24 protein-coding genes are annotated in these 25,097 nt (G+C 61.4%); 15 read left to right on the top strand and 9 right to left on the bottom strand.

All coding sequences use genetic code 11. From position 1 onward, the window contains the following. Nucleotides 1–36: 36 nt before the first annotated feature. The 3 genes from N2600_RS07150 to N2600_RS07140 all read left to right on the top strand — a co-directional run bounded on the left by N2600_RS07150 (nucleotide 37) and on the right by N2600_RS07140 (nucleotide 3,665). A complete protein-coding gene (locus N2600_RS07150) occupies nucleotides 37–2,079 on the top strand; it encodes a prolyl oligopeptidase family serine peptidase (RefSeq protein ID WP_260298516.1) in 2,043 nt (680 codons plus the stop codon). 89 nt (nucleotides 2,080–2,168) lie between these two features. Next, the gene (locus tag N2600_RS07145; protein ID WP_170278208.1) at nucleotides 2,169–3,095 is read left to right on the top strand and encodes a Gfo/Idh/MocA family protein; all 927 of its coding nucleotides are present in this window, start codon (nucleotides 2,169–2,171) and stop codon (nucleotides 3,093–3,095) included. 72 nt (nucleotides 3,096–3,167) lie between these two features. Continuing rightward, a complete protein-coding gene (locus N2600_RS07140; RefSeq protein ID WP_222384809.1) occupies nucleotides 3,168–3,665 on the top strand; it encodes a hypothetical protein in 498 nt (165 codons plus the stop codon). A gap of 122 nt (nucleotides 3,666–3,787) precedes the next feature. Here N2600_RS07140 and N2600_RS07135 read toward each other — a convergent pair whose 3' ends face one another. Then, the gene (locus N2600_RS07135; protein ID WP_017963728.1) at nucleotides 3,788–4,237 is read right to left on the bottom strand and encodes a DNA polymerase III subunit chi; all 450 of its coding nucleotides are present in this window, start codon (nucleotides 4,235–4,237) and stop codon (nucleotides 3,788–3,790) included. Then, complete coding sequence (locus N2600_RS07130; RefSeq protein ID WP_222384704.1) at nucleotides 4,237–5,727, bottom strand: leucyl aminopeptidase; 1,491 nt, start codon at nucleotides 5,725–5,727, stop codon at nucleotides 4,237–4,239. Before N2600_RS07130 ends, N2600_RS07135 begins: the two co-directional genes overlap by 1 nt. 144 nt (nucleotides 5,728–5,871) lie before the next feature. On the opposite strand from N2600_RS07130, the gene N2600_RS07125 reads away from it, so the two are divergent. The 7 genes from N2600_RS07125 to rsmA all read left to right on the top strand — a co-directional run bounded on the left by N2600_RS07125 (nucleotide 5,872) and on the right by rsmA (nucleotide 14,330). Continuing rightward, nucleotides 5,872–6,645 (top strand): phosphatase PAP2 family protein, encoded by a 774-nt coding sequence (locus tag N2600_RS07125; RefSeq protein ID WP_260298515.1) that lies wholly within the window; start codon nucleotides 5,872–5,874, stop codon nucleotides 6,643–6,645. A 100-nt stretch (nucleotides 6,646–6,745) separates the two neighbouring features. After that, a complete protein-coding gene (lptF, locus tag N2600_RS07120) occupies nucleotides 6,746–7,927 on the top strand; it encodes an LPS export ABC transporter permease LptF (RefSeq protein WP_017963725.1) in 1,182 nt (393 codons plus the stop codon). Beyond that, nucleotides 7,924–9,012 carry an LPS export ABC transporter permease LptG gene (lptG, locus tag N2600_RS07115; protein ID WP_017963724.1) on the top strand — a complete coding sequence of 363 codons (1,089 nt, stop codon included), beginning with the start codon at nucleotides 7,924–7,926 and terminating at the stop codon, nucleotides 9,010–9,012. Before lptF ends, lptG begins: the two co-directional genes overlap by 4 nt. After that, a complete protein-coding gene (locus tag N2600_RS07110; protein WP_222384702.1) occupies nucleotides 9,012–11,339 on the top strand; it encodes an LPS-assembly protein LptD in 2,328 nt (775 codons plus the stop codon). The genes lptG and N2600_RS07110 overlap by 1 nt, the downstream gene beginning before the upstream one ends. 184 nt (nucleotides 11,340–11,523) lie before the next feature. Then, entirely contained in the window at nucleotides 11,524–12,468 is a 945-nt protein-coding gene (locus N2600_RS07105) for a peptidylprolyl isomerase (RefSeq protein WP_017963722.1), read from the top strand. Nucleotides 12,469–12,474: 6 nt separating this feature from the next. Continuing rightward, nucleotides 12,475–13,503 carry a 4-hydroxythreonine-4-phosphate dehydrogenase PdxA gene (gene pdxA / locus N2600_RS07100; RefSeq protein ID WP_170280063.1) on the top strand — a complete coding sequence of 343 codons (1,029 nt, stop codon included), beginning with the start codon at nucleotides 12,475–12,477 and terminating at the stop codon, nucleotides 13,501–13,503. Beyond that, nucleotides 13,503–14,330, top strand: a complete 828-nt coding sequence (rsmA, locus tag N2600_RS07095; RefSeq protein WP_222384701.1) for a 16S rRNA (adenine(1518)-N(6)/adenine(1519)-N(6))-dimethyltransferase RsmA — start codon at nucleotides 13,503–13,505, stop codon at nucleotides 14,328–14,330. The genes pdxA and rsmA overlap by 1 nt, the downstream gene beginning before the upstream one ends. A gap of 63 nt (nucleotides 14,331–14,393) precedes the next feature. Here rsmA and gmk read toward each other — a convergent pair whose 3' ends face one another. From gmk to fabD, 7 genes are all read right to left on the bottom strand, one after another. Continuing rightward, nucleotides 14,394–15,056, bottom strand: a complete 663-nt coding sequence (gene gmk / locus N2600_RS07090) for a guanylate kinase (protein ID WP_017963719.1) — start codon at nucleotides 15,054–15,056, stop codon at nucleotides 14,394–14,396. 3 nt (nucleotides 15,057–15,059) lie between these two features. After that, nucleotides 15,060–15,947 (bottom strand): YicC/YloC family endoribonuclease, encoded by an 888-nt coding sequence (locus tag N2600_RS07085; RefSeq protein ID WP_260298514.1) that lies wholly within the window; start codon nucleotides 15,945–15,947, stop codon nucleotides 15,060–15,062. An 18-nt stretch (nucleotides 15,948–15,965) separates the two neighbouring features. Then, the gene (gene mltG, locus N2600_RS07080; protein ID WP_020486067.1) at nucleotides 15,966–17,183 is read right to left on the bottom strand and encodes an endolytic transglycosylase MltG; all 1,218 of its coding nucleotides are present in this window, start codon (nucleotides 17,181–17,183) and stop codon (nucleotides 15,966–15,968) included. Nucleotides 17,184–17,364: 181 nt separating this feature from the next. Beyond that, a complete protein-coding gene (fabF, locus tag N2600_RS07075) occupies nucleotides 17,365–18,627 on the bottom strand; it encodes a beta-ketoacyl-ACP synthase II (protein WP_222384698.1) in 1,263 nt (420 codons plus the stop codon). Between the two features lie 93 nt (nucleotides 18,628–18,720). Continuing rightward, nucleotides 18,721–18,957 carry an acyl carrier protein gene (locus tag N2600_RS07070; protein WP_003547058.1) on the bottom strand — a complete coding sequence of 79 codons (237 nt, stop codon included), beginning with the start codon at nucleotides 18,955–18,957 and terminating at the stop codon, nucleotides 18,721–18,723. A gap of 286 nt (nucleotides 18,958–19,243) precedes the next feature. Continuing rightward, entirely contained in the window at nucleotides 19,244–19,981 is a 738-nt protein-coding gene (gene fabG / locus N2600_RS07065; protein ID WP_017963715.1) for a 3-oxoacyl-[acyl-carrier-protein] reductase, read from the bottom strand. A 73-nt stretch (nucleotides 19,982–20,054) separates the two neighbouring features. Further along, on the bottom strand, nucleotides 20,055–20,999 hold the full coding sequence (fabD, locus tag N2600_RS07060; protein ID WP_260298513.1) for an ACP S-malonyltransferase: 945 nt from the start codon (nucleotides 20,997–20,999) through the stop codon (nucleotides 20,055–20,057). Between the two features lie 214 nt (nucleotides 21,000–21,213). Between fabD and N2600_RS07055 the strand changes: the two genes are divergently transcribed. The 5 genes from N2600_RS07055 to rplI all read left to right on the top strand — a co-directional run bounded on the left by N2600_RS07055 (nucleotide 21,214) and on the right by rplI (nucleotide 25,046). Beyond that, nucleotides 21,214–22,257, top strand: coding sequence for an aldo/keto reductase (locus tag N2600_RS07055; protein ID WP_260298512.1), 1,044 nt, complete (start codon nucleotides 21,214–21,216; stop codon nucleotides 22,255–22,257). 314 nt (nucleotides 22,258–22,571) lie between these two features. Continuing rightward, nucleotides 22,572–23,039 (top strand): 30S ribosomal protein S6, encoded by a 468-nt coding sequence (gene rpsF, locus N2600_RS07050; RefSeq protein ID WP_003547040.1) that lies wholly within the window; start codon nucleotides 22,572–22,574, stop codon nucleotides 23,037–23,039. Nucleotides 23,040–23,053: 14 nt separating this feature from the next. After that, a complete protein-coding gene (gene rpsR / locus N2600_RS07045) occupies nucleotides 23,054–23,302 on the top strand; it encodes a 30S ribosomal protein S18 (protein WP_003547038.1) in 249 nt (82 codons plus the stop codon). 156 nt (nucleotides 23,303–23,458) lie between these two features. After that, nucleotides 23,459–24,445, top strand: coding sequence for a DUF2232 domain-containing protein (locus N2600_RS07040; protein WP_017963712.1), 987 nt, complete (start codon nucleotides 23,459–23,461; stop codon nucleotides 24,443–24,445). A 22-nt stretch (nucleotides 24,446–24,467) separates the two neighbouring features. Then, the gene (gene rplI, locus N2600_RS07035; RefSeq protein ID WP_168309791.1) at nucleotides 24,468–25,046 is read left to right on the top strand and encodes a 50S ribosomal protein L9; all 579 of its coding nucleotides are present in this window, start codon (nucleotides 24,468–24,470) and stop codon (nucleotides 25,044–25,046) included. The last annotated feature ends 51 nt before the right edge of the window (nucleotides 25,047–25,097 follow it).

The raw sequence follows: 25,097 nt of genomic DNA, 5'->3' as shown, positions 1-25,097 counted from the left end.
ATCTGTCCGACATCAACGGAAGCTGGCAGGCCGGACATGAACCTTCATCTCGAAACGGACGACGATCCCCGCACCCGCCAGTTCATCGACGAGCACAACCGGGTTTCCGACGCGGCACTGAGAACACCTGAATTCGAGAGGGATCGCGACGCGATCAAGGCGCTGATCGAGCGGCAGGACAGGCTGATCGTTCCGATGCGCCGAGGCGAGTGGCTGTTCGATTTCCGCCAGAGCAAGGACAATCCTCTCGGCATCTGGCTCCGCCTGCCGGCGGACCAGGAGCCGCTGCCGGACGCCGCCTGGGAGCCGGCCTTCGATCTCGACGCCTTCTGCGTGAGGGAAGGCAAGCGCTGGAACTGGCGCGGTGCCGTCACCTGCCCGTGGGAACCCACGCGGGTGCTGCTCACACTTTCGGACGGCGGCTCCGACCTTCTCCGGCTGCTCGAATTCGATGCCGAGCGGAGACAGATCGTCGAGGGCGGCTTCGACACCCCGGCCGCACGATCGCATGCCACTTGGCTGAGCCGCGACGAAATCTGCTATTTCGGTTCCATCGACCGGTTTTCGGCGACCCGTTCCGGGTGGCCGCGGGTCGGGCGGCGATTGAAGCGCGGGCAGCGGCCGGAAGATGCCGCCGTCATGTTCGAAGCAGCAGATGAGGACGTCTACGGCTTCAATCTCGTCATCGACCCTGCCCTGTCAGGCGCTTCGGCGGGTCACGAATTGATCGACATTTTCGTCGCCGCCCACGAGATCGGCGTCGCCAGCGCTTTCCTGATCGCCAGCGACGGGACGCGGCGGCGCATCGATCTGCCCGCCGAGGCCGATTTCCAGTTCAATCGCGATCATTGCCTTTGGCGGGCAAAGACCGATGAGCGCGTTGCAACCGGCAGCCTCGTGCTGCAACGCTTCGATCCCGGCTCTGAGACGGCCCTGCTCGGGCCGGAACGGATCCTGTTTCAGCCTGCCGAGGGCCAGTCCATTTCTCAAATGATGCTGATGCGCGAATGGTGCGTCTTCCTCATCTCCGATCGGCTGCGTCCGCGTCTCATGGTGCTCGACCTGACGAGGCCCGATGCCGAACAGCGCGAGATCGCGCTACCGGCGGACATGCAGACGGCTCACTTCAGGCCGCTCCATGCGGATCTGCATCTTGGCGACGATACGCTCCACATCGTCGGCCAGGGCTTCCTGCAGCCTCCCGCCTGTTATCGCCTCGAGCTGTCGGATCGCAGCAAGCAGGCCGAACTGATTTTCGTCGCCGCGGCGCCAAGCTATTTCGATGCGACCGACATGTCATCCGAACTGCTGGAGGCTGTTTCCGAGGATGGAACGAGGGTTGCCTACCGGCTGGTCCTGCCGAAGCAGTGGACCAAGGGCGCGCTGCCGGTCCTGTTGTACGGCTATGGCGGATTCGATGTTTCGCTGTCGCCGAGCTATTCAGGCGTGACAGGACGCTGGCTGGAGCAAGGCGGTGCCTATGTGCAGGCCTATATCCGCGGCGGCGGCGAATTCGGGCCGGACTGGTATCGCAGCGCCAAGCGGCAGGGGCGAGACCGGGCGTTTGCCGATTTCGTCGCCATCGCTCGCGATCTCGTCGCCCGCGGCTACACCGTACCGTCGCGGATTGCCTGCCAGGGCGGCAGCAACGGCGGCCTGCTGACCGGCGTGATGCTGACGCGTTATCCCGACGATTTCGGTGCCGTCTGGTGCCAGGTGCCGGTTCTCGACATGACACGCTTCCACCTGTTCAGCGCAGGGCAAGCCTGGATGGACGAGTACGGCGACCCGGAGACGCCCGTGGACCGGGATTTCATGCTCGGCTATTCGCCGCTTCACAATGTCAAGCCGGCGACCGAGGTCAGCTATACGCCGATCTACGTCGAAAGCTCGGCCAATGACGACCGCGTGCATCCCTCGCATGCGCGCCGCTTTGCCGCGCTGCTGGAGGAGAAAGGACACCGGCCGCTCTTCCATGAATTCGGTTCGGGCGGGCATGGCGGCGACGGCAATTCCGAAGAGCGCGCCGCCCGCGCAGCAATGGGTTACAGCTTCCTTCGCCAAACCATCATGCGATAGAATGGAGCAGGAGAGCTTGTCGGCGCTCCTCTTTCTGATACAAACCAAGTCAATAATCATACTTTTCATACAGGCTCGAGCGAAACACCATGTCTCCAATCAACCTCGCCATCGTCGGCGTCGGCAAGATCGTCCGCGACCAGCACCTTCCCTCCATCGCCAAGAACCCGGATTTCGAACTCGTCGCCACGGCAAGCCGCCACGGCACGGTCGAAGGCGTCAAGAGTTATACGACGATCGAGGCGATGCTCGACGCCGAGCCCTCGATCGATGCCGTTTCGCTCTGCATGCCGCCGCAATATCGCTACGAGGCCGCCTATAAGGCGCTCGTCGCCGGCAAGCACGTCTTCCTGGAAAAGCCGCCTGGCGCGACGCTGAGCGAAGTGGCCGATCTCGAAGCACTGGCGAGCAAGCAGGGTGCGTCGCTCTTTGCCAGCTGGCATTCGCGATATGCGCCGGCCGTCGAGGCCGCCAAGGCATTTCTTGCTTCGACGACGATCAAAAGCGCGCATGTGATCTGGAAGGAGGATGTCCGCCACTGGCATCCGAACCAGGATTGGATCTGGCAGGCTGGCGGCCTCGGTGTTTTCGATCCCGGTATCAACGCGCTGTCGATCGTCACCCATATCCTGCCGCGGCCGATCTTCATCACCGAGGCCGTGCTCGAATTTCCTGAGAATCGCGATGCGCCGATCGCGGCCGACATTCGCTTCCGCAATGCCGACGGCCTGCCGGTTCACGCCGAATTCGACTGGCGCCAGACCGGCAAGCAAAGCTGGGATATCGTCGCGGAGACGGCAGCCGGCCAGATGGTGCTCGCCGAGGGCGGCGCCAAGCTTCTGATCGACGGCGCGCTGACATTCGCCGAGCCGGAGCAGGAATATCCGTCGCTCTACCGTCGATTCGCCGAAATCATCAAGGCCGGCAAATCGGATGTCGACCTCGCACCGCTGCGCCACGTCGCCGATGCCTTCATGCTCGGCAAGCGGAAATTCGTCGACGCGTTCCACGACTGAGCGTCGCAATAACGTCATAGAAACCGGCAAGATTTGCCGGCCTATGGCAATTATGTTCGGGGGCAGCCGCTCATGAGCAACAAAATCCGCCGCAAGGGCCGATTTTTCCGCGTGTTGAAGATTGGCATCCTTGTGGTGCCGCTTCTCGGCCTTGCAGTATGTTCGAGCGAACTTGACGTCATGCCTCCTGATGCACCGGGCGTTTCCCGATCCGAGGAATATTCCTTCGGATCGGCGACCCAGGCTCAGGATTGGCAGGCCACCCGAAAAGTGCTGGGCCAACTGGAAGGGCGGTTCGGAGAGAAGTCCGTGCGGATACTGGCCCGCAATCTCGCCAGCACCACCGACCCGCAGACCATCAAGGCCTATTATGCCGACCGCCTTGTCCATCAAGCCGGCTGGGCGGAAATGCCGGTCAGCACCTTTGCCGACAAGGCGTGGTCCTTCGCTTTTGTCAGTCCGAATGGAAAGCGGGTTTTGGCAGTGGAAGCGCTTAATCCGTCGGAAGGTGCGGGAGGGATCGTCCCCCTCAACATCCTGACGAACCTCGACGAGGACAAAGGGTCGTAGGGATAACGGCTTCCGCCGGCGCGCGAGAACGAAGCTGGAAGGTTTCAAGCGGCATTCGAAGCGTTACGGCGTCCTGGCGCGTCTGAAAAGACGCGCCATGCTGTAGTATCGTGGCAAAACGGTCAGGCTTTCTTCTCCCACCGCCCTTCTGACGTCTGCTGCCAATAGGTAAGGTTATGCCCCTCGCCTTTCAGCTTCTTCCACTGCGCACGGGCGGCTTCCAGTTGCTCCTGATCGTGACCGTCGAACATGAAGACGATGCGCTCATAGGCGTCGGCCGGCGGCGGCTCGGCGCCGTCGACGATGAAACGCACGGTCGCTGCATTGGCATTGTCTGGCGTCACCGTCAAAAGCACCGGCTGGCTTTCGGCAAAATCGGCCTCGTCGGTACCATGCGGCAGGAAACTCTCCTCGCGGAAAGTCCAGAGATGCTGGTCGAGAGCATCGCGCCGCGTCGGCTCGCGCGTCTGGACGACAACGCGCCAGCCGCGCTCGACGCTTTTGTCGATGAGCGGCGGAAGCGCGTCCTCCAGCCTGGTTTCGGTCAGATGATAGAAGAGAACGTCCGTCATCAGGATTCATAATGGGCGCGAACGAGTTCGTCGAGCAGGCGCACGCCGAAACCGGAACCCCAGGACTGGTTGATCTCGTCCTGCGGCGAGCCCATCGCCGTGCCGGCAATATCGAGATGCGCCCACGGCGTCTCCTGCACGAAGCGCTTGAGGAAATGCGCGGCCGTAATCGAGCCGGCCTGTCGGCCGCCGGTGTTCTTCATATCGGCGAATTTGCTGTCGATCAACTTGTCGTAGTCCCTGCCGAGCGGCATCCGCCAGAGCTTCTCATTGCTCGAAAGGCCGGCGGCCGTCAGTTGGGCGGAAAGCTGGTCGTCATTGGAGAACAGGCCGGCATGGACATTGCCGAGCGCGACGACGATTGCCCCGGTCAGCGTGGCGAGATTGATCATGAACTGCGGCTTGAAGCGGTCGTTGCAATACCAGAGCGCATCGCAAAGCACGAGGCGGCCCTCGGCATCGGTGTTGATCACCTCGATCGTCTGGCCCGACATTGACGTGACGATGTCGCCCGGACGCTGGGCGTTACCGTCGGGCATGTTCTCGACCAGGCCGATGATGCCGACCGCGTTAACGGCGGCCTTGCGGGAGGCGAGCACATGCATGAGGCCGGTGACGGCTGCCGCACCGCCCATATCGCCCTTCATGTCCTCCATGCCGGCGGCCGGCTTGATCGAAATGCCGCCTGTATCGAAGACGACGCCCTTGCCGATGAAAGCCACGGGACGATCCTTGCCCTTGCCGCCCTTCCACTGCATGACCGCCAGGCGCGGCGGGCGCACGGAGCCCTGGGCGACGCCGAGAAGGGCGCCCATCCCAAGGCGCCGCATCTCCCGCTCCGTCAGGATTTCCACTTCGACGCCGAGCTTTTCCAGCTCCTTCGCCTTGGCGGCGAACTCGACGGGGCCGAGCACGTTCGGCGGTTCGTTGACGAGGTCGCGGGCAAGATTGACGCCGCCGGCAATCGCTTCGGAATCGGAAAACGCCTTCTTGGCACCAGCCGGATCGGCGGTGACGATCGTCACCTTGACGGATTTCGCCGGCTTCTCCTCCTCGTCGCCCTTCTTCGTCTTGTAGGTATCGAAGCTATAGGCGCGCAGCAGCATGCCGAGCGCGAAATCGGCGGCTGCCCGCGCGTTCGTCTCAAGCCCAGGCACGTCGATGAAGGCAGCAGCCTTGTCGGTGTTCTTGATTCTCGATGCCACAGCACCACCGGCCTTCAGCCAGTCATGGGCAGTGAGTTCGGCGGCCTTGCCAAGTCCGACGACCACGATGCGCTCGACGGGCGCGCCTTCGGGGGCAACGATATCGAGCGCGGCCATGGATTTCGCGGAGAACCGGGCGATCCTGGCAGCCTTGGCGATCACGCCTGCCGGATCGACCGCTTCGGCGCCGGCAGCGCCGTCGGCCTCCGCAGTCTTCAACAGGATCGCCAGGCCGCCATTGAGCTTTGCCGACTTCGAGAATGAAATTTCCAACTTTACTGACATGTCTTCTCCGCTGGGATTCTTTGAAATCCGTCCCTCGCGGATAATTTCGCGTTTGGCGGGTCTGTCAATGGCTTGCGACAATTGTTATGGTCGCCCGCGGCCATCATGGCCCTCATGTTTTCGTCAGTTTCGTAGATATTCGCGTTGACAGTTTTTTCGAAAAATCGATGGCCGGACGTGGCAATCCGCCTGCCGAAAACGACTTTCGGTGCCTTCATGCTGCTGTTTTGGACGTGGTGGGCGCTGCTTGTGGTGTTCCGCGCCTTCCCCGGAATAGACATCTATTTTTCCCAGCTTTTTTTCGTGGGTGCAGATTGCGACGCGACGGCCGCCACTGGGAGCATCTGCGGCGGCTTTCCCTATCGCGACGTCGCGACCTTCGACCTGCTGCGTACCGTCTTCTTCCGACTGCCCTATGTGGTGGCAATCGTGATGCTGTGGAAACTCGTCGAATGCTATCAGCAGCACGGTGCGACCTTCAACGCCGAGCGGGCGCAAAAGCTCAAAGTCGCGCTCGGAACGCTGCTGATCGGGCCGGTGCTGCTGGTCAATGTCATCCTGAAGGAACATTGGGGCCGGCCGCGGCCGATACAGACGGACATATTCGGCGGTGCGCTGCATTTCGTCGAGGCCGGTTCGCTTGCCGGCAAATGCGTTTCGAACTGTTCGTTTATCTCGGGCGAGGCAGCAAGCGCCGGCTGGCTCATCTGCCTTCTGCTCTTCGTTCCCAAACGGCTGCGTTATGTGCTGGCGGCGCCTGTGGCGGCGATCTCGATCCTCACCCCGGCGATGCGGCTATCCTTCGGCGCGCACTACCTTTCCGACGTTGTCCTTGGATGGCTTTCGTCGCTTGTCGTCTTCGCCGCGTTGCTGGCGTTAACTGAGTCGCAACAGCATCAAAAAAATTCTGAAATTTGAATGAATTTTTGACACCAGCTTGTCGCAAAAGCGCGACAAAGAGCGTAGAGGGATTCTCCTGCAAAGCCGTTTGGGCGTGTAGGTGCTTTCAAGGGCAGGCATGAAACTACTCGAGACATACATATTGCGGCGCGTCGGCCAGATGTTTCTCGTGGCGCTCCTGCCCGTTCTGGCGATCATTTGGACGACACAGGTTTTGCAGCGCATCAATCTGGTCACCGACAGCGGCCAGTCGATCGGCTCGTTCGCCAAGCTGGCAACGATGATCCTGCCGTCGATCATTCCCGTCGTGCTGCCCTTCGCCCTCGTTATCGCGATCACCCAGACACTGACGACGATGAACAACGATTCCGAGCTCACCGTCATCGACGCGGCCGGGGCGCGGCGAAGCGTGCTGATCCGACCGATCCTGCTGCTTGCCGCCGTCATCAGTGCCCTTTCCTTCTTCGTCGACAACGTCGTCGAGCCGCGTGCAAAGACCGTCGTGCGGCAGATGATCGCCGAGACCTATGCTGACCTTCTCTCTTCGGTGATCGAGGAAAAGACCTTCCGCAAGCTTGATGAAGGCCTTTACGTGCAGATCTCGAAGCGGATGGCCGGCCGCATGCTGAAAGGCCTTTTCGTCGCCGACGAGCGCGATCCGGCCTACGAACTGATCTATTATGCAAAGGAAGGCGCCGTCGACGATACCGGCACGACGCTGATCATGCATGAGGGCGAAGTGCACCGCAAAACGCCCGATGGCAACGTCTCGGTCATCAACTTCGATTCCTATTCCTTCGACCTTTCGGACATGACGGAGAATCGCGGTCAGGCGACGCTGCGCGCCAGCGACCGTGACCTGTGGTTCCTGTTCAATCCAGATCCGGCCGACAAGGACTATACGATCCGGCCGCAGAGCTACCGCGCCGAACTGCACCGCCGGCTGACGGACTGGATCCTGCCCGTCGTCTTTGCGCTGTTTTCACTGGCGATCGCCGGCGATGCGCGCTCACACCGCGAAGCGCGGCTGCATCCGATGGTGAGCGCGCTTGCCTATGCCTTCGCGATGCGGTGGGCGGCCTTCTACGCGGCCAATCAGATCGACACCGACCCTGAATATATCGCCGTCCTCTACGCCATTCCGATCGTCAGCAGCGTCGTCTCGATCGCCTTCCTCGGCCTGCATAAGCGACTGGTCATGCCTTCGTTCATTCGGGACCGGATTTCGTCCTTCTGGAGAGGGATGCAGGAAAGGCTGCTTGCCGTGACCGGCAGGACCGGCGGGGGCGCTGCCCAATGATGTTCGGGACATTGTCGCGTTATTTCTTTCGCCGCTACCTGGTGACGACGGGCTGGTTCCTGATCGGCGTCTCGGCGATTTCCTTCCTCCTCGATTTCAGCGAGACGGCGGGCCGCATGTCCGGCCTTCCCGGCTACACGATCGGCGGCGGCGTCCTGATGACTGCGGTGCGCCTGCCGCTCATCCTGCAACAAACAGTGCCGTTCATCGCTCTCTTCGTCGGCATGACGGTGCTGATCGGGCTCAACCGCAAATATGAACTCGTCGTCACGCGCGCAGCCGGCATTTCGGTCTGGCAGTTCATGTTCCCCTTCATCGCCGGCTCGCTGGCGCTCGGCCTGTTGACGATGGCGGCGTTGAACCCGCTTGCCGCCTGGGGACAGCGCCAGGCGCTGCTGGTCGAATCCGACTGGCGCGGCGAGAACGCGGTTTTGCGCAAGGCGCCGCAGATTCCGTGGCTGCGCCAGATCAGCGGCCGCGACGATGTCATCATCGGCGCGCATACGGTCCAGGAGAACGGAACCAAGCTGATCGACGCCGTGCTGATCCATTTCGATTCAAGTGGTCAGGTCATTCTGAGACAGGACGCCGCGACGGCAAAATTGGAAGATGGTTACTGGCAACTTAACAATGTTGTCGAGCGCAAGCCTGGCGAAATCCCCGTGCGCAAAGCTTCGGTTCAACTTCGCACCAATCTGAAACAAGACTTCGTCCAGGAGCGGCTGACAGCGCCGGAAACAATTGGTTTCTTTGACCTTTCCAATCGGATCGCGGCGGCCAAATCCTTCGGCATCTCGACCAAGGCATTGGAGACTCAATTCAACTCCTTGTTGTCCCAGCCATTGCTGCTGGTAGCCATGACTTTTATTGCTGCAACAGTGTCCCTAAAATTTAGCCGGTTCAACCAATCCCGCTCCGTGATTCTGGGTGGCATCCTTTCGGGCTTCATGCTTTATGTCATCACCGTGCTTGTAAAGGCATTCGGAAGCAGTGGAGTCGTGCCCCCCTTCGTGGCGACGTGGATACCGGTGGTCGTCGCGCTGGCCTTGGGTGCGACTATTCTGCTTCATCAGGAGGACGGCTAGTGGCGGCAGGCGACCGCAAGTATTTTAGTAAACAGTTGGTTGCCCTGCTTGTCGGCGCGGCTTTATGTTCCTATTTCGGCAGCGCCCCGGCCTCTTTCGGCCAGGCCAGCGCGCCCGAACAAAATATAGAGAAGAAGATTCCCGAAGGGGCCAAGCTTCTGCTTTCGGCCAATGAACTGGTCTATAACCGTGACGCCGATCTGGTGTCGGCGGTCGGTGGCGTGCAGATCAATTATGCCGGCTACAAGATGGTCGCGCAGAAGGTCGAGTACAATCAGAAGACCGGCCGGATGATGGCGATCGGCAATATCGAGCTGGTCAGTCCCGACGGCAACCGTATCTATGCCGACAACCTTGACGTGACGGACAATTTCGCCGACGGGTTCATAAACTCGCTGCGGATCGAAACCGCCGACAATACGCGTATTGCCGCCGAAACCGGCGAGCGCGTCGGCGGCACCAAGATGATTCTCAACAAGGGCGTCTACACGGCCTGCCTTCCCTGCGCCGAAGATCCGAAGCGCGCCCCTTTCTGGCAGGTCAAGGCCCAGCGGGTGATCCAGAATGGAGAGACGCATACGATCCGTCTGGAGAGAGCGCGCTTCGAGTTGCTCGGCCATCCGATCGCCTTCCTGCCGTTCATCGAAGTTCCCGACAATACGGTGAAACGCAAGTCCGGCTTTCTGTTTCCGACGATGAGCCTGTCGCAGAATCTCGGCTTCGGTCTTTCCGTTCCTTATTACTATGTGATCTCGCCGAGCATGGATGCGACGGTCACCGCCACGGGCTACACCGCCCAGGGCTTCCTCATCGAAGGCGAATTTCGCCAACGCTTCGAAAATGGCACGCATATTCTGCGCGTCGCCGGCATCGACCAGGCAAAGCCGGGCAACTTCAGCTCCGGCACCAGCGATGCCGAAGCCGGCCAGCGTGGCATGGTGGCATCGAAGGCCGAATTCCGCATCAATCCGCGCTGGACGTTCGGCTGGGATGTCATGATGCAGAGCGACAACAATTTCTCGAAAACGTATAAGCTGCGGGGCCTGGCCAGTACGGATCGGACCAATCAGATCTATTTGACGGGACTTGGGAAACGTAATTATTTCGACATGCGGGCGTTCTATTTCGACGTCCAGGATGCCGACCGGACGAACACAGCCGAAAAACAGCAGGCGATCGTCTATCCGTCGCTTGACTATCATTACGTGGCGCCGCAACCGCTTGCAGGCGGCGAGCTTTCGGCTGATGTCAACCTGACGAATATTTCGCGCACCCATGACGACTTCTATACCGTCGACGGCTTCGACCGCTTCCGCGGCCTGAAGGGACAAACCTCGCGGCTGACTGCCGAGCTGCAGTGGAAGCGCACTTATGTCACGCCGACCGGCCTGGTGATCACGCCACTGCTGGCCGCGCGCGGCGATGCCTTCGCGCTGAACATGGACGACCCCACAGGTTACGCCGGCAACTACGACGACGGCAATTCTGCCACCCGCTCGATGTTCACCGCCGGGCTGGAGATGCGTTATCCGATCCTGATGACGACTGACAATAGCACCCATATCCTCGAGCCGATCGCACAGATCTATGCCCGCCCCGACGAGCAGTTGGCAGGCCGCCTGCCGAATGAGGATGCGCAGAGCTTCGTCTTCGACGCCACCTCGCTGTTCGACCGCGACAAGTTCTCGGGCTACGACCGCGTCGAAGGCGGGACCCGCGCCAATCTCGGCATCCAGTACACCGGTTCATTCGACAGCGGCTACAAGCTGCATGGCATCTTCGGCCAATCCTATCAGATCGCCGGCCAGAACTCGTTTGCGACCGATGACCTCGTCAATGTCGGTGCGGATTCAGGCCTTGAAACCGACCGCTCCGATTATGTCGGCCTTGGCGGCGTCGAGACACCGTACGGCGTTTCCGTCGCAGCCTCCTACCGGCTCGACGAAAAAGATTTCGAATTCCGCCGCGGCGATCTGACGACGGCCTACCAGAACGACACCTTCGCGACGCAGTTGACCTACACCCATCTCAGCGCCCAGCCGGCATATGGCTTTGCCGAGGACAATGACGAGATCCAGACCAACAGCAGCGTCAAATTCAAGGATTACTGGTCGATCTTCGGCGGCATTGCCTGGGATCTGAACAATGATGTGATCAGCCGGCGGACGATCGGCCTCTCTTATGACGACGAATGCACGATCTTCACGATCGCCTATACGGACAGCAGAGATTCCGAAGACGAGTCGGGAAGCGACTGGACGATCGGCGCACGGCTGACCTTCCGCACGCTCGGCGACATCAAGATCGGTTCCGACACCCTCGAATGACGGGCGATCGGCGCAAACAGGGCCTGAAGCCATTCTTTCGCCGTAAGCCTGTGCAGGACATTGCCGCCAGTCGGTATCTGAGGCATAGGGGTTTCGCGTCGTGAGGGAAGCGATTTCTGCGTGTCTCGTACTGTGGTAAGAACGCCGCGAACAACGGCTCGCGACGCTATCGGGAGGTCAACAGATGATTGACGCGAAAAAAGCCATAACCAAGTTCCTCGCCGGGGCAGCGCTTGCGTTGCTGACAGGCCTTGCCGGACCAGCGCTCGCGGTCAGTGAAGTCAAGGCCGTGGTCAACGGCACCGCCATCACCAGCGGCGATGTCGCCAAGCGCCAAGCCTTCCTGCGCCTGCAGCATACGAAGGCCGACGCCAAGACCGCCGAGGAGCAATTGATCGACGAGGCGCTCAAGCGGCAGGAAGTCTCCCGCGTCCATATGTCGGTGTCGCAGCAGGACGTCGATGCGTCTTTCGCGCGCTTTTCGAGCGGCAATAAGCTTTCCCCCGAGCAGATGTCGCAGATCCTCGATCGCGCCGGCGTCGGCGTCGACCATTTCAAGGGTTTCATCGCCGTGCAGATGAGCTGGCCGCGTGTCGTCAACGCCCGCTACGGCTCGACCTCGCGGCTGTCGAACTATGATCTCGTCTCGCGCATGATGCAAAACAACAAGCAGAAGCCGGTGACGACGGAATATATGCTGCAGCAGATCATCTTCGTCATTCCGCAAGCCAAGCGCGGGGCCATCACCGGCAAGCGCAAGGGCGAGGCCGAGGCGTCGCGCTCCAAATTTCCGGGCTGCGATCAGGCAAAGGTGTTTGCTGCGACGATGCGCGACGTTTCGGTGCGCGATCTCGGCCGCATGCTCGCCCCCGAAATCCCGCCGGATTGGAAGCCGCTGGTCGAGCAGACCAAGGGCAACACGACAGGGACCCGCGTTACCGACAAGGGTGTCGAATATCTGGCAATCTGCAGCCAGCGGCAGGTCTCCGACGACCAGGCAGCCGAAATGGTCTTCCGCCAGGAAGATCTCGATAAGTCCAAGGGCGGCAAGGACGCCAGCCCGGAAAACGAAAACAGCAAGAAATACCTGGATGAACTGCGCAAAAAGGCGCAGATCGCCTATCGCTGACCGACAATGGCGATACCGTTTTCTCGACCGCTTGCGCTAAGCCAGGGCGACCCCGCCGGCATCGGGCCGGACATTACTCTGATGGCCTGGCTCCGGCGGCGTGAACTCGGGCTGCCGCCTTTCTTCCTGATCGGCGATCCCGATGTCTTGGCGCTGAGAGCCCGGGAGCTTAATCTGGCGGTGTCGATCCGCGAGACCGATAGCGCCAGCGAGGCTGCCGGTATGTTTGCTGACGCACTGCCGGTCATGACTATACCGGCCGGCATCGAGGTCGTGGCTGGCGAGCCGCATGCGGCAACGGCGAAAGGTACGATCACGGCGATCGAAAAAGCCGTGTCGCTTGTCATCAACGGCGAGGCGCTCGCGGTCGTTACCAACCCGATCGCCAAGGCCGTACTCTACGAGGCGGGTTTCCGGTTTCCCGGCCATACCGAATTTCTCGCCGATCTCGCCGCCAGGGCGACCGGCCGGCCGGTGACACCTGTCATGATGCTGTCCGGACCGAAACTCAGGGCCATTCCCGTCACCATCCACATTCCGGTCCGGGATGTGCCGCAGGCGCTGACGGGCGAACTGATCATGGAAACCTGCCGGATCGCTCATGAAGACCTGAGGCATCGCTTCGGCATCGAGGCGCCGCGGCTTGCAGTTGCCGGTCTCAACCCGCATGCGGGTGAAGGCGGCGCGATCGGCAAGGAGGACGAAGACGTCATCCGTCCGGCGATCGAGCGCCTGCGCGACGAGGGCGTCGATGCGATCGGTCCCCTGCCCGCCGACACGATGTTTCATGACGAGGCGCGGGCGCGATACGACGTTGCCGTCTGCATGTATCATGATCAGGCATTGATCCCAGCCAAGGCACTCGGTTTCGACGACAGCGTCAACGTGACGCTTGGGCTTCCCTTCGTACGCACCTCGCCGGATCACGGCACCGCTTTCGGCATCGCCGGCAAGGGACTGGCGCGCGAACAGAGCCTCGTTGCGGCGCTGAAGCTCGCCGCCCAGCTCGGGCGCAGTGCGGAAAGCCGCCGCTGATGGCAGCACTCGATGGCCTGCCGCCGCTTCGTGACGTCATCCAGCGTCACGGCCTTGATGCGCGCAAGGCGCTCGGGCAGAATTTCCTGCTCGACCTCAACCTCACCCAGAAAATCGCCCGCACAGCGGGGGCACTCGATGACGCGACCGTTTTCGAGGTCGGCCCCGGCCCCGGCGGACTGACGCGCGCGATCCTGGCGCTCGGCGCCAGGAAGGTTATTGCCATCGAGCGGGATACACGCTGCCTGCCGGCGCTGGCCGAGATCGCCGATCATTATCCCGGCAGGTTGGAAGTGATCGAAGGCGATGCGTTGAAGACGGATTTCGAGACATTGGCGCCGGAAGGCCCGATCAAGATCATTGCCAACCTCCCCTACAATGTCGGCACGCAGCTCTTGGTCAACTGGTTGCTGCCGAAAGCCTGGCCGCCGTTCTGGCAGTCGCTGACGCTGATGTTTCAGAAGGAGGTCGGCGAACGCATCGTCGCCAACGAAGACGACGACAATTACGGCCGTCTCGGCGTGCTCTGCGGTTGGCGAACGGAGGCACGCATGGCGTTCGACGTGCCGCCACAAGCCTTCACACCGCCGCCGAAAGTGACGTCGACGGTCGTGCATCTGGTCCCCCGCGAAAACCCCATCCCCTGCGCTGTCGCCAATCTGGAAAAAGTGACGCAGGCCGCTTTCGGCCAGCGTCGCAAGATGCTGCGCCAAAGCCTGAAACCGCTCGGCGGCGAGAGCCTGCTCGTCAAGGCCGGGATTGACCCGGCGCGACGGGCTGAGACCCTTTCCGTCGAGGAATTCTGCCTGTTGGCGAACAGCCTTTAGAGCCTTTCCGGGTTAGATCCAGGATGACGTCATCCGAAACCGCACACGTTCCGGTATCGCGTTTTAAAGCGACGGCGTCTCTTCCAAGAGTTCGCGGACAAAGTCGAACATGCCATGGCGGCGATCGCGGCGCAGGCGTTCGGCCTTGACGATCGACTGGACAGCGTCGAAGGCAGCGTTGAGGTCATCATTGATGATGACGTAGTCGTATTCGCGCCAGTGGGCGATCTCGGCACGGCTGTTGGCGAGGCGCGTCTGGATGACCTCTTCGGAATCCTCTGCGCGGCGGTGCAGCCGCGACTGCAGCTCGGTCATGGTCGGCGGCAGCACGAAGATCGACACGACGTCGGCCGACATCTTCTCCTGCAATTGCTGGGCACCCTGCCAGTCGATATCGAAGAGCATATCGCGACCTTCCGCCATGGCCTGCTCGACTGGCTCACGCGGCGTGCCGTAGAAATTGCCGTGCACCTCGGCCCATTCGAGCAACGCGTCGCTATCGCGCAGCCGCTCGAACTCGCGTACACTCTTGAAGTGGTAATGCACAGCCTCGACCTCGCTTGGGCGGCGCTGGCGCGTGGTGACGCTGACGGAAAGGCCGATTTGCCTGTCTGTCTCCAGAAGCGTGCGCGCGATGGTGGATTTGCCGGCGCCCGACGGCGACGATATCACAAGCATCAGACCGCGGCGGGCGATCTGCACGGGCGAGGATTTCGCCGGTTTCATGTCTTACTCCAAATTCTGGACCTGCTCGCGGAACTGGTCGATCACGACTTTCAACTCGATGCCCGCAGCGGTAACTGCCGAAGCATTCGACTTCGAGCAAATGGTATTCGATTCGCGGTTAAATTCCTGTGCAAGGAAGTCCAGGCGGCGCCCGGCAGGGCCACCTTTCACCAGAAGATCGCGCGCTGCAGCGATATGAGCCTTCAGACGATCGATTTCCTCGCGCAAATCCGCCTTGGTTGCCAACAGTGCGGCTTCGGCATGCAGCCTGTCGCGGTCAAGTGCGGCCATGCCGTCCATCAACAAGGCGACCTGCGCGGCAAGCCGCGCAGCAATCTCCTGCGGCGAGCGCGAGGGATCAAGCTCGATCGTCCGTGTCAGGCCTTCGATCATCGTGACATGGTCATGAAGAATACGGGCGAGCGCTGCCCCTTCCTGTTCGCGCATTACTCTCAGATCGGCAAGCGCGGCCAGCAGGCCGGCAGCAATATCTGCGTCGCGGGCGGCAAGCGCCTCCTCGCCATCCTCACTTTCGCGGAATTCGACGATGCCGCGCACCAGAAGCAGCGTATCGAGCTTCAGCGGCGACGGATCGATGACGCCGTCCAGTTGCTCGCGCATGGCCAGCACGGCCGCGAGCGCTTGCTTGTTCAGCACCGCCTCGAAGCGGTTCTGGTCGGCCGTCACAGACAGCGATGCCTGCAGGTTGCCGCGGCTGAAGCTTTCGCCGGCGAGGCGGCGGACGTCCGCCTCCATGCGTTCAAGCCCGGGCGGCAGACGCAGGCGCAGGTCGAGGCCCTTGCCGTTGACCGAGCGCAGTTCCCATGCCCAGCGCCAGCGGCCGCTCGTTCCCTCGCGCCGCGCAAAACCAGTCATGGACTGCAAAGCCATGCGAGTCTCCCGAAAGTCTCAGTTGATCTTCTTTTTCTTCTGCGGCGCGACGGTCGCGCCATTATCCGCCGGCTGCTCTTCCGGCTGGCCGTCGACTGCGATGTTCGGATCCGAGCCCTTGTCGGCTTCGAGCTTGCGCCAGCGCTTGACGTTGGCATTGTGCTCCTCGAGCGTGGCGGCGAAAACATGGCCACCGGAGCCGTCGGCGACGAAATAGAGGTCCTGCGTCTTCCAGGGATTGGCGACGGCTTCCAGCGCATCCTTGCCGGGATTGGCGATCGGCGTCGGCGGCAGACCCTTGATGACATAGGTGTTGTAAGGTGTGTCCCGCTTCAGATCCGACTGGTAGATCGGCCGGTCGGCCGGTTTGCCTTCGCCGCCGAAGAGGCCGTAAATGATCGTCGGATCAGACTGCAGGCGCATGCCCTTGCCGAGCCGGTTCAAAAAAACGGAGGCGACATGCGCACGCTCGTCGGGAACGCCAGTTTCCTTTTCGACGATCGAGGCGAGTGTCACGAATTCCTCCTTGGATCGCAGCGGCAGCGAGGAATCGCGCTTGTCCCAGATCTGATCGACGAGTTTCTGCTGCGCAGCCGCCATCTGGTCGATGACTTCCGAGCGTTTGGTGCCGCGCGAGAATTTGTAGGTATCCGGACGCAGGCTGCCCTCGGTCGGCAATGCGGCCGGCAAGTCGCCTTCCAGCACGGTATCCTGCAGCATGCGGTCGAACATCTGGCGGACCGTCAGACCCTCGGGGAAGGAAACGGAATAGAGAATGGACTTGCCCGATTTCAGAAGCTCCATGATATCGCTCATGGAGGCCCTCGCCTTGATCTCGTATTCACCCGCCTTCAGGCTTTCACCGGCAGACAGATGCGTTGCCGTGAGATAGCGGAAGATGCGGGCATCGCTGATGATCGCGTTGCGCTCGAGGTTCGAGGCGATTTCGGCCAGCCCAGCGCCGTTGCGGACGATGAAATTGGTGTTGGTCTGCAGCGGACCGGGGTTCCGATAGGTCGATGTGGCGTAGTAGAAGCCGATGACCGCAACGACGCAGACCAGAACCGCCATCGTCATGATGAAATTCAGGAAAAGAACGATCTGGCCGCGGGCTTTCTTGGACCGCTTCGGCGGCTCCGGAACGCGCTCAGGACGTAGGGCTTCGCTCGGCGACTTCGGGATGATCGGTCCCTTCTGCGCCTGGGTATCGTTGCTCTGGTTCGTCGTATCGCTCACCGGCAATCCTCTAAAACTTGACCCTCACTTCGCTATTTCGCGAAGCAATGCGGCAAAAGCAGGTTCTGCCGCCGTTCAACGACGCCGTTGCCGGTCGTTATGCTTTCGCACGCCCTCCTACGCAAGGTAGGGCACGGCCGGTTTGCGATGTAAGGGAGACCCGCTACACCGCACAGGGCTTTTATTGCGCGTAACGGCGCAGCACGAGAGACGCGTTCGTGCCGCCGAATCCGAACGAGTTGGACAGCGCCACATTGATGTCTCGCTCACGAGCCTTGTGCGGAACAAGATCGATCGCCGTCTCACGTTCGGGATTGTCAAGGTTGAGCGTCGGCGGCGCGATATTGTCGCGGATGGCGAGCGTGGTGAAGATTGCCTCGATGGCGCCGGCAGCACCGAGAAGATGTCCTGTCGCCGACTTGGTCGAGGACATGGAGATCTTCGACGCCGCATTGCCGACCAGCCGCTCGACGGCGCCGAGTTCGATCGTATCGGCCATGGTCGAGGTACCATGGGCGTTGATATAATCGATATCGGCCGGCGTCAGCCCGGCGCGCTTCAGCGCCATCGCCATGCAGCGGCCAGCACCCTCGCCGTCTTCGGAGGGTGCGGTGATGTGATAAGCATCGCCCGACAGGCCGTAGCCGACGACTTCGGCATAGATCCTGGCGCCCCGCGCCTTGGCGTGCTCCAGTTCTTCGATCACGACAATGCCGGCGCCCTCGCCCATGACGAAGCCGTCGCGGTCGCGGTCATAAGGACGCGACGCTTTTTTCGGGTCGTCATTGTGCTGGGTCGACAGCGCCTTGCAGGCGGCAAAACCTGCCAGCGAAATGCGGCTGACCGGGGATTCCGTGCCGCCGGCGACCATGACGTCGGCGTCGCCGAGCGCGATCATCCGCGCGGCATCGCCGATCGCATGCGCACCCGTCGAGCAGGCGGTGACGACCGAATGATTGGGTCCGCGCAGCTTGTGGCGGATCGAGACCTGGCCGGAGACGAGGTTGATCAGGCGGCCAGGAATGAAGAAGGGTGATATGCGGCGCGGGCCTTTGTCGCGCAGGGTATAACCCGCCTCGACAATGCCTTCGATGCCGCCGATGCCGGAGCCGATCAGCACACCGGTGGCGATCTGGTCCTCATCGGTTTCGGGATGCCAGCCGGCATCGGCGAGCGCCATGTCGGCGGCGGCCATGCCGTAGATGATGAAGGGATCGACCTTGCGTTGCTCCTTCGGCTCCATCCACTGATCGACATTGAAGGTGCCGTCAGTGCCGTCACCGACAGGGATACGGCAGGCGATCTTGGCGGGAAGGTCATCGACCTCGAATTCGGTGACGAGGCGGGCGCCGTTCTGGCCGGCAAGCAGCCGCGACCACGTCACCTCTGTTCCGCATCCCAAGGGTGATACCATGCCGGTACCGGTGATGACGACACGTCTCATCGCGTGCTTTCCCCCGTCTCTTATGTTCTATGGAGAAATATGCCGAAAAGAAAAGGGCGGACTCCAGGCCCGCCCTTTCTCAATTTCACAGGATCAGGCCTGGGCCTTCTCAATGAACTTCACGGCATCGCCAACCGTCAGGATCGAGTCGGCAGCGTCGTCAGGAATTTCAACGCCGAATTCTTCTTCGAAAGCCATGACAAGTTCGACCGTGTCGAGCGAGTCGGCGCCCAGATCGTCGATAAAGCTGGCGCTCTCGACGACCTTGTCGGCATCGACGCCAAGATGATCAATAACAATTTTCTTTACGCGTTCTGCGATATCGCTCATGTCGGTTTCCTCGACCTTATGTCCTGATCGGAATGCCGTTGCGGCACCCCTACCCTGTTTCAGCCTGCGATGTTTTCAGACATCCTCGGCAAACTCGTTTACCCGGCTTCAGAGATGTTCCAGGCTTGCAAAAAGCCCGCCGGTCCGTCTGCTTTCTCGGGACGACTGTTCACAGTCATGGCCCGCTTAACATGCTTTAAGTCTGCCGCAAAGCCAGAAAATCAACGGTTCGTGATTGCTCAACATGCTATTGGCGGAAATATTCCCATGCCAGCGGTTTGTCGTTTCAGATCATCGCCATGCCGCCGTTTACGTGCAGTGTCTGGCCGGTCATATAGGCAGCCTCGGAGGACGCGAGGTAAGCAACCGCCGAAGCGACCTCGCCGCCCGTGCCCATGCGCTTCATCGGGATCGCTCCCATGATCGCTTCCTTCTGCTTGTCGTTCAGCTTGCCGGTCATGGCGCTCTCGATGAAGCCCGGCGCGACGCAGTTGACCGTCACGTTGCGGGTGGCAATTTCCTGCGCCAGGGACTTGGTGAAGCCGATCATACCGGCCTTGGAGGCGCAGTAATTGGCCTGGCCCGGATTGCCGGTGACGCCGACGATGGAGGTGATGTTGATGATGCGGCCATAGCGGCGGCGCATCATCGGATGCGTCAATTCGCGCGTCAGGCGGAAGGTCGCCGTCAGGTTCACTTCGAGGACGCTGTCCCAGTCCTCGTCGCTCATGCGCACGAACAGGCCGTCGCGGGTGATGCCGGCATTGTTGACGAGGATGTCGACGCCTTCAAGGTCGGCCTCGGCCTTCTGGCCGAGCGCCTTGACCTCATCGCGGTCGGAGAGGTTGGCCGGGAAGATCTTGACACGCTCGCCGAGCTCGGCCGCCAGCGCTTCCAGCTTCTCGACACGGGTGCCGTGCAGGCCGACGATGGCGCCCTGCTTATGAAGAAGGCGGGCGATTTCCTCGCCAATACCGCCCGATGCGCCTGTGACGAGAGCCTTGCGGCCGGAGAGATCGAGCATGGAAACGTTCCTTATATCAGGGACACCAAACCCGGTGTCCGGGGATACCAAACCCGGTGTCCGGGGATACCAATCAGGCCATGAGGGCGGCGACGGCCGCATCGATATCCGCCGGACCGTTGACGGAGATGCCGTTGATCGTCTTGTCGATGCGGCGGGCAAGGCCGGTCAGCACCTTGCCGGAACCGAGTTCATAAAGCGTCGTGACGCCATTTCCAGCGAACCACTCCACCGTCTCGCGCCAGCGGACTTGACCGGTCACCTGCTCGACCAGGAGGCTGGCGATCTCGTCGGCGGCTGTCACGGGGGCGGCACGGACATTTGCAATGAGGGGCACGATGGGATCGGATTTTGAAACCGTTGCCAGTGCTTCGCGCATGGCGTCGGCGGCCGGCGCCATCAGTGTCGAATGGAACGGAGCGGAGACCGGCAGCAGAATGGCACGCTTGGCGCCCTTATCGGTCGCAAGCCCCGCGGCCTTTTCGACGGCTGCCTTCTCGCCCGAGATGACGATCTGGCCGCCGCCATTATCGTTGGCGATCTGGCAGGCGCCGACAGCGGTGGCTGCCTCGCAGACGGCAACGACGTCGGCATGTTCGAGGCCGATGATCGCGGCCATGGCGCCGACGCCGACGGGAACAGCCGCCTGCATGGCGTTGCCGCGGATGCGCAGCAGCCGCGCGGTGTCGGCGAGCGAAAAGGTCCCGGCAGTGCAAAGTGCCGAATATTCGCCGAGCGAGTGGCCCGCGACGTAAGCGACCTTCGACTTCAGATCCAGCCCTTTGGCTTCCAGAACGCGGACAACGGCGATCGAGACGGCCATCAGCGCCGGCTGGGCGTTCGCCGTCAAGGTCAACGTATCCTCGGGACCGTTGAACATGACGTCCGAAAGCTTTTCACCGAGCGCCTCATCGACCTCTTCAAAGACGGCTCGGGCTTCGGCAAAATTCTCGGCGAGATCCTTGCCCATGCCGACGGCCTGACTGCCCTGGCCGGGAAAAGTGAAAGCAATGGTCATTCTCGTGTCCCTGGCTCCTGCCCCTGATTGCGCCCGTTAAGGCTGTTTTGCCTCCAATTGACATTCTTTCCGATAGAGTCAAGTGGCGGCCCATTCTCCGCGAAGCCTTTCGCGCGCGCGCAAAAGCCCGGTTTTTGCTCTTGCGCTCCGCCAAATCCAGCCTAGATTTGCGCGGATCCTCCCAAGGCTTTCACCTCTCTTCCAAGGTTTTTCCATGAAGTACAATTCACTAGGCCGCACCGAGATTTCCGTTTCAGAGATCTGCCTTGGCACCATGACCTGGGGTTCGCAGAACAGCGAAGCTGATGCGCATGCGCAGATGGACTACGCCATCGAAAAGGGCGTCAATTTCTTCGATACGGCCGAGCTTTATCCAACCACCCCGATTTCGGCAGCGACACAGGGCTGGACCGAAGACTATATCGGCAGCTGGTTCAAGAAGACCGGCAAGCGTGGGGATATCGTGCTCGCCACCAAGGTCGCAGGCCGCGGCCGCGACTATATACGCGGCGGCGAAGGTGCCGATGCGAAGAATATCCGCCTAGCGCTCGAAGCCAGCCTGACCCGGCTGAAGACCGATTACGTCGACCTCTACCAGATCCACTGGCCGAACCGCGGCCATTTCCATTTCCGCCAGAACTGGAGCTACAATCCCTTCAACCAGGATCGCGACAAGGCCGTCGCCAATATGCTCGACATCCTGGAAACGTTCGGCGCGCTGGTGAAGGAGGGCAAGATCCGCGCGATCGGCCTTTCCAACGAAACCACCTGGGGCATACAGAAATATCTGACGCTTTCCGAACAGAAGAGCCTGCCACGCGTTGCCAGCGTCCAGAACGAATATAATCTGCTCTACCGCCATTTCGACCTCGACCTCGCCGAGCTCTCGCATCACGAGGATGTCGGACTGCTCGCCTATTCGCCGCTCGCCGGCGGCATCCTCTCCGGCAAATATATCGACGGCGGCAGGCCGAAGGGTTCGCGCGGTTCGATCAACCACGATATCGGCGGCCGCCTGCAGCCGCTGCAGGAGCCGGCGACCAAAGCCTATCTGGAGATCGCGGCAACCTTCGGTCTCGACCCGGCAGCCATGGCGCTCGCCTTCTGTCTGTCACGTCCCTTCATGGCCTCGGTCATCATCGGTGCGACGTCGATGGAGCAGTTGAAAATCGATATCGGCGCGGCCGACATTACGCTTTCGAACGAGATCCTGGCGGAAATCGCCAAGGTGCACCGGCAGTATCCGCTGACGCTTTGATCCTATTTGTTTTGCGCCGGCCCGATGCCGACCATGGCCGGCAACGGGTTCGGGTGTTCGATTGCGCTTGCCTTTGCCCAAAAAATCCGTATAAGCCGCCCTGTTCGTTAACCCGGTCTTCTGGCTGGTGGCTGAACGGAGGGCCGGTTTCCTCATGGAAATCGTTCGGAACGGAAGCGTTCCAGCCTCCCGTGTCTCCGCTCTCGACCGTCTCGGAAACGCTTTCTTGCCTGGGTCCGCCCAATCAGGAGCAGTCGTTGAGGCTTAGCCGCCGAATATCGGGTTGAACCAAACGCAAGAAAGGCAAAGCTGTCATGGCTCTTTATGAACATGTATTCCTTGCCCGGCAGGATATTTCCGCTCAGCAGGTCGATGCCCTCGTAGAACAGTACAAGGGTGTGATCGAAGCGAATGGCGGCAAAGTCGGGCGTATCGAGAACTGGGGCCTCAAGTCCCTCACCTACCGCATCAAGAAGAACCGCAAGGCGCACTACGCCCTGATGGACATCGATGCACCGGCTGCTGCCGTCCAGGAAATGGAACGTCAGATGCGCATCAGCGAAGACGTTCTTCGCTACATGACGATCGCCGTCGAGAAGCATGAAGAAGGTCCGTCTGCCATGATGCAGAAGCGCGACCGTGACGACCGTCCGCGTGAAGGCGGCCGTGGCCCGCGTGAAGGCGGCTTCGGTGATCGCGACCGCGGCCCGCGCCCGCCGCGTGAAGGTGGCTTCGGCGACCGTGACGACCGTCCGCGCCGTCCGCGCGAAGACCGTGTATAAGGGAGATCTGAGATATGTCTGAAACTTCCTCCGCTCCGGTCCGCCGCCCATTCCATCGCCGGCGCAAGACCTGCCCGTTCTCCGGCGCCAACGCGCCGCGGATCGACTATAAGGACGTCCGCCTGCTGCAGCGCTACATTTCCGAGCGCGGCAAGATCGTCCCGTCCCGCATCACGGCCGTTTCCCAGAAGAAGCAGCGCGAACTCGCCCAGGCGATCAAGCGTGCCCGTTTCCTCGGCCTGCTGCCCTACGTCGTCGCCTAATCGGTCGACGCCCACACCTTTGAGGGAAGGCATTCGTGCCTTCCCTTCTCCCTTCCGCGATGGGCGCGGATCGGAACTCTTAAAACCCATGTTGAGACGTTTCTGAATTTGATTCAGCAACATCCTCTAACTGCTTGATGAAGCAGGACAGCGACCTTGAAACGACCGAACATTAGAACGCTGCTGATCGGCGCACTCGCCGGACTGACCGCCGCCCTGCTGGTGCTGGGCGCGAGCATGCAGCCGTCGTTTTTCAGCGCGCTCCTCTATACGGCATCGGCGCTGCCGATCCTGATCGTCGGGCTCGGCTGGGGCAATGCCGCCGCGGTCTCGGCCGTCGTCACCGCTGCAGCACTCGGCGCGATCTTGATCTCGCCGTCCTTCGCGCTGATTATGACGCTGGTGACGCTTCTGCCGGCCGGTTGGCTCAGCCATCTCGCCAATCTGGCGCGTCCGGCCTCCGAACTCGGCGGCCCCGACCATCTGCTTGCCTGGTATCCGCTCTCCGATATCCTGCTGCATCTCTGCGGGCTGGTGACGCTCGCCGTCATCGTCATCGGTGTGATCATCGGCTACGGGCCTGAGATCACCGATCCGATCGTCGACTTGCTGATCACCTCGGTCAAGCAGCAGCAGCCGGAATTCATGCCCGATCCGGCAGCGACCGCACAGACCAAGTCGCTAATCCTGCTGATGCTGCCGGCTCTGCAGGGCGGCATGTGGGTCAGCATGCTGTTTGCCGCCTATTATTTCGCCGTGCGCATCGTTGCCGCGTCCGGCCGCGGCCTTCGTCCGCGCGAGGACATTCCCTCGTCGCTGCGGATGAACCGCAACTCGATCTTCATCTTCCTGGCCGGGCTTGCCGCCTGCTTTTTCGGCGGCGTTCCGGCGCTGGTCGGTGCGACCTTGATCGGCACCTTCGGTGCCGGCTTCATGCTCTCCGGTTTCGCCTCGCTGCATTTCCGCACGCGCGGCAAGGACTGGCGCATACCGGCTCTCATCCTCAGCTACCTGGCCTCGATGCTCATGCTGCTGCCAGCTCTCCTCATCCTCGTCCTCGGTCTCAGCGATACGCGCAAGGCGATCGCGCTGACCCCGACGAAAGATGCTGATGCCCCCAACCAATCCGATACGAAAATCTGAGACACAAGAAAGGAAAAGGAAAATGGAAGTCATCCTTCTCGAACGCATCTCCAAGCTCGGCCAGATGGGCGAAACCGTAAAGGTTCGCGACGGCTTTGCCCGCAACTACCTGCTGCCGCTCGGCAAGGCGCTGCGCGCCAACGCCGCCAACAAGACCCGCTTCGAAGCCGAGCGCGCGACGCTCGAAGCCCGCAACCTCGAGCGCAAATCGGAAGCACAGAAGGTCGCCGACGTTCTCGACGGCAAGTCCTTCATCGTCGTGCGTTCCGCCGGCGAAACCGGCCAGCTCTACGGTTCGGTTGCTGCCCGTGACGTCGTCGAGATTCTCGGCGCCGAAGGCTTCAACATCGGCCGCAACCAGGTTCATCTCAACACGCCGATCAAGTCGATCGGCTTGCACAAGGTCGAGCTGCAGCTGCATGCCGAAGTCGAAATCCACGTCGAGCTGAACGTTGCCCGTTCTGCCGAAGAGGCAGAGCGCCAGTCCAAGGGCGAAGAACTCACCTCGGTCGACGCGATCTACGGCGTCGACGAAGACGCGCTGCGTCCGGAAGACTTCTTCGATCCGGAAGCTGACGGCGTCGACGAAGACGAAGCTTAATTGCGTCGGAGCGATCCGCGACAGGGAAGCCCGGCCATCGCGCCGGGCTTT

Source organism: Rhizobium sp. WSM1274 (assembly GCF_025200775.1).
In the GTDB taxonomy this organism is placed as follows: Bacteria; Pseudomonadota; Alphaproteobacteria; order Rhizobiales; family Rhizobiaceae; genus Rhizobium; species Rhizobium leguminosarum_I.
This window is presented reverse-complemented; position numbering and strand designations above follow the sequence as displayed.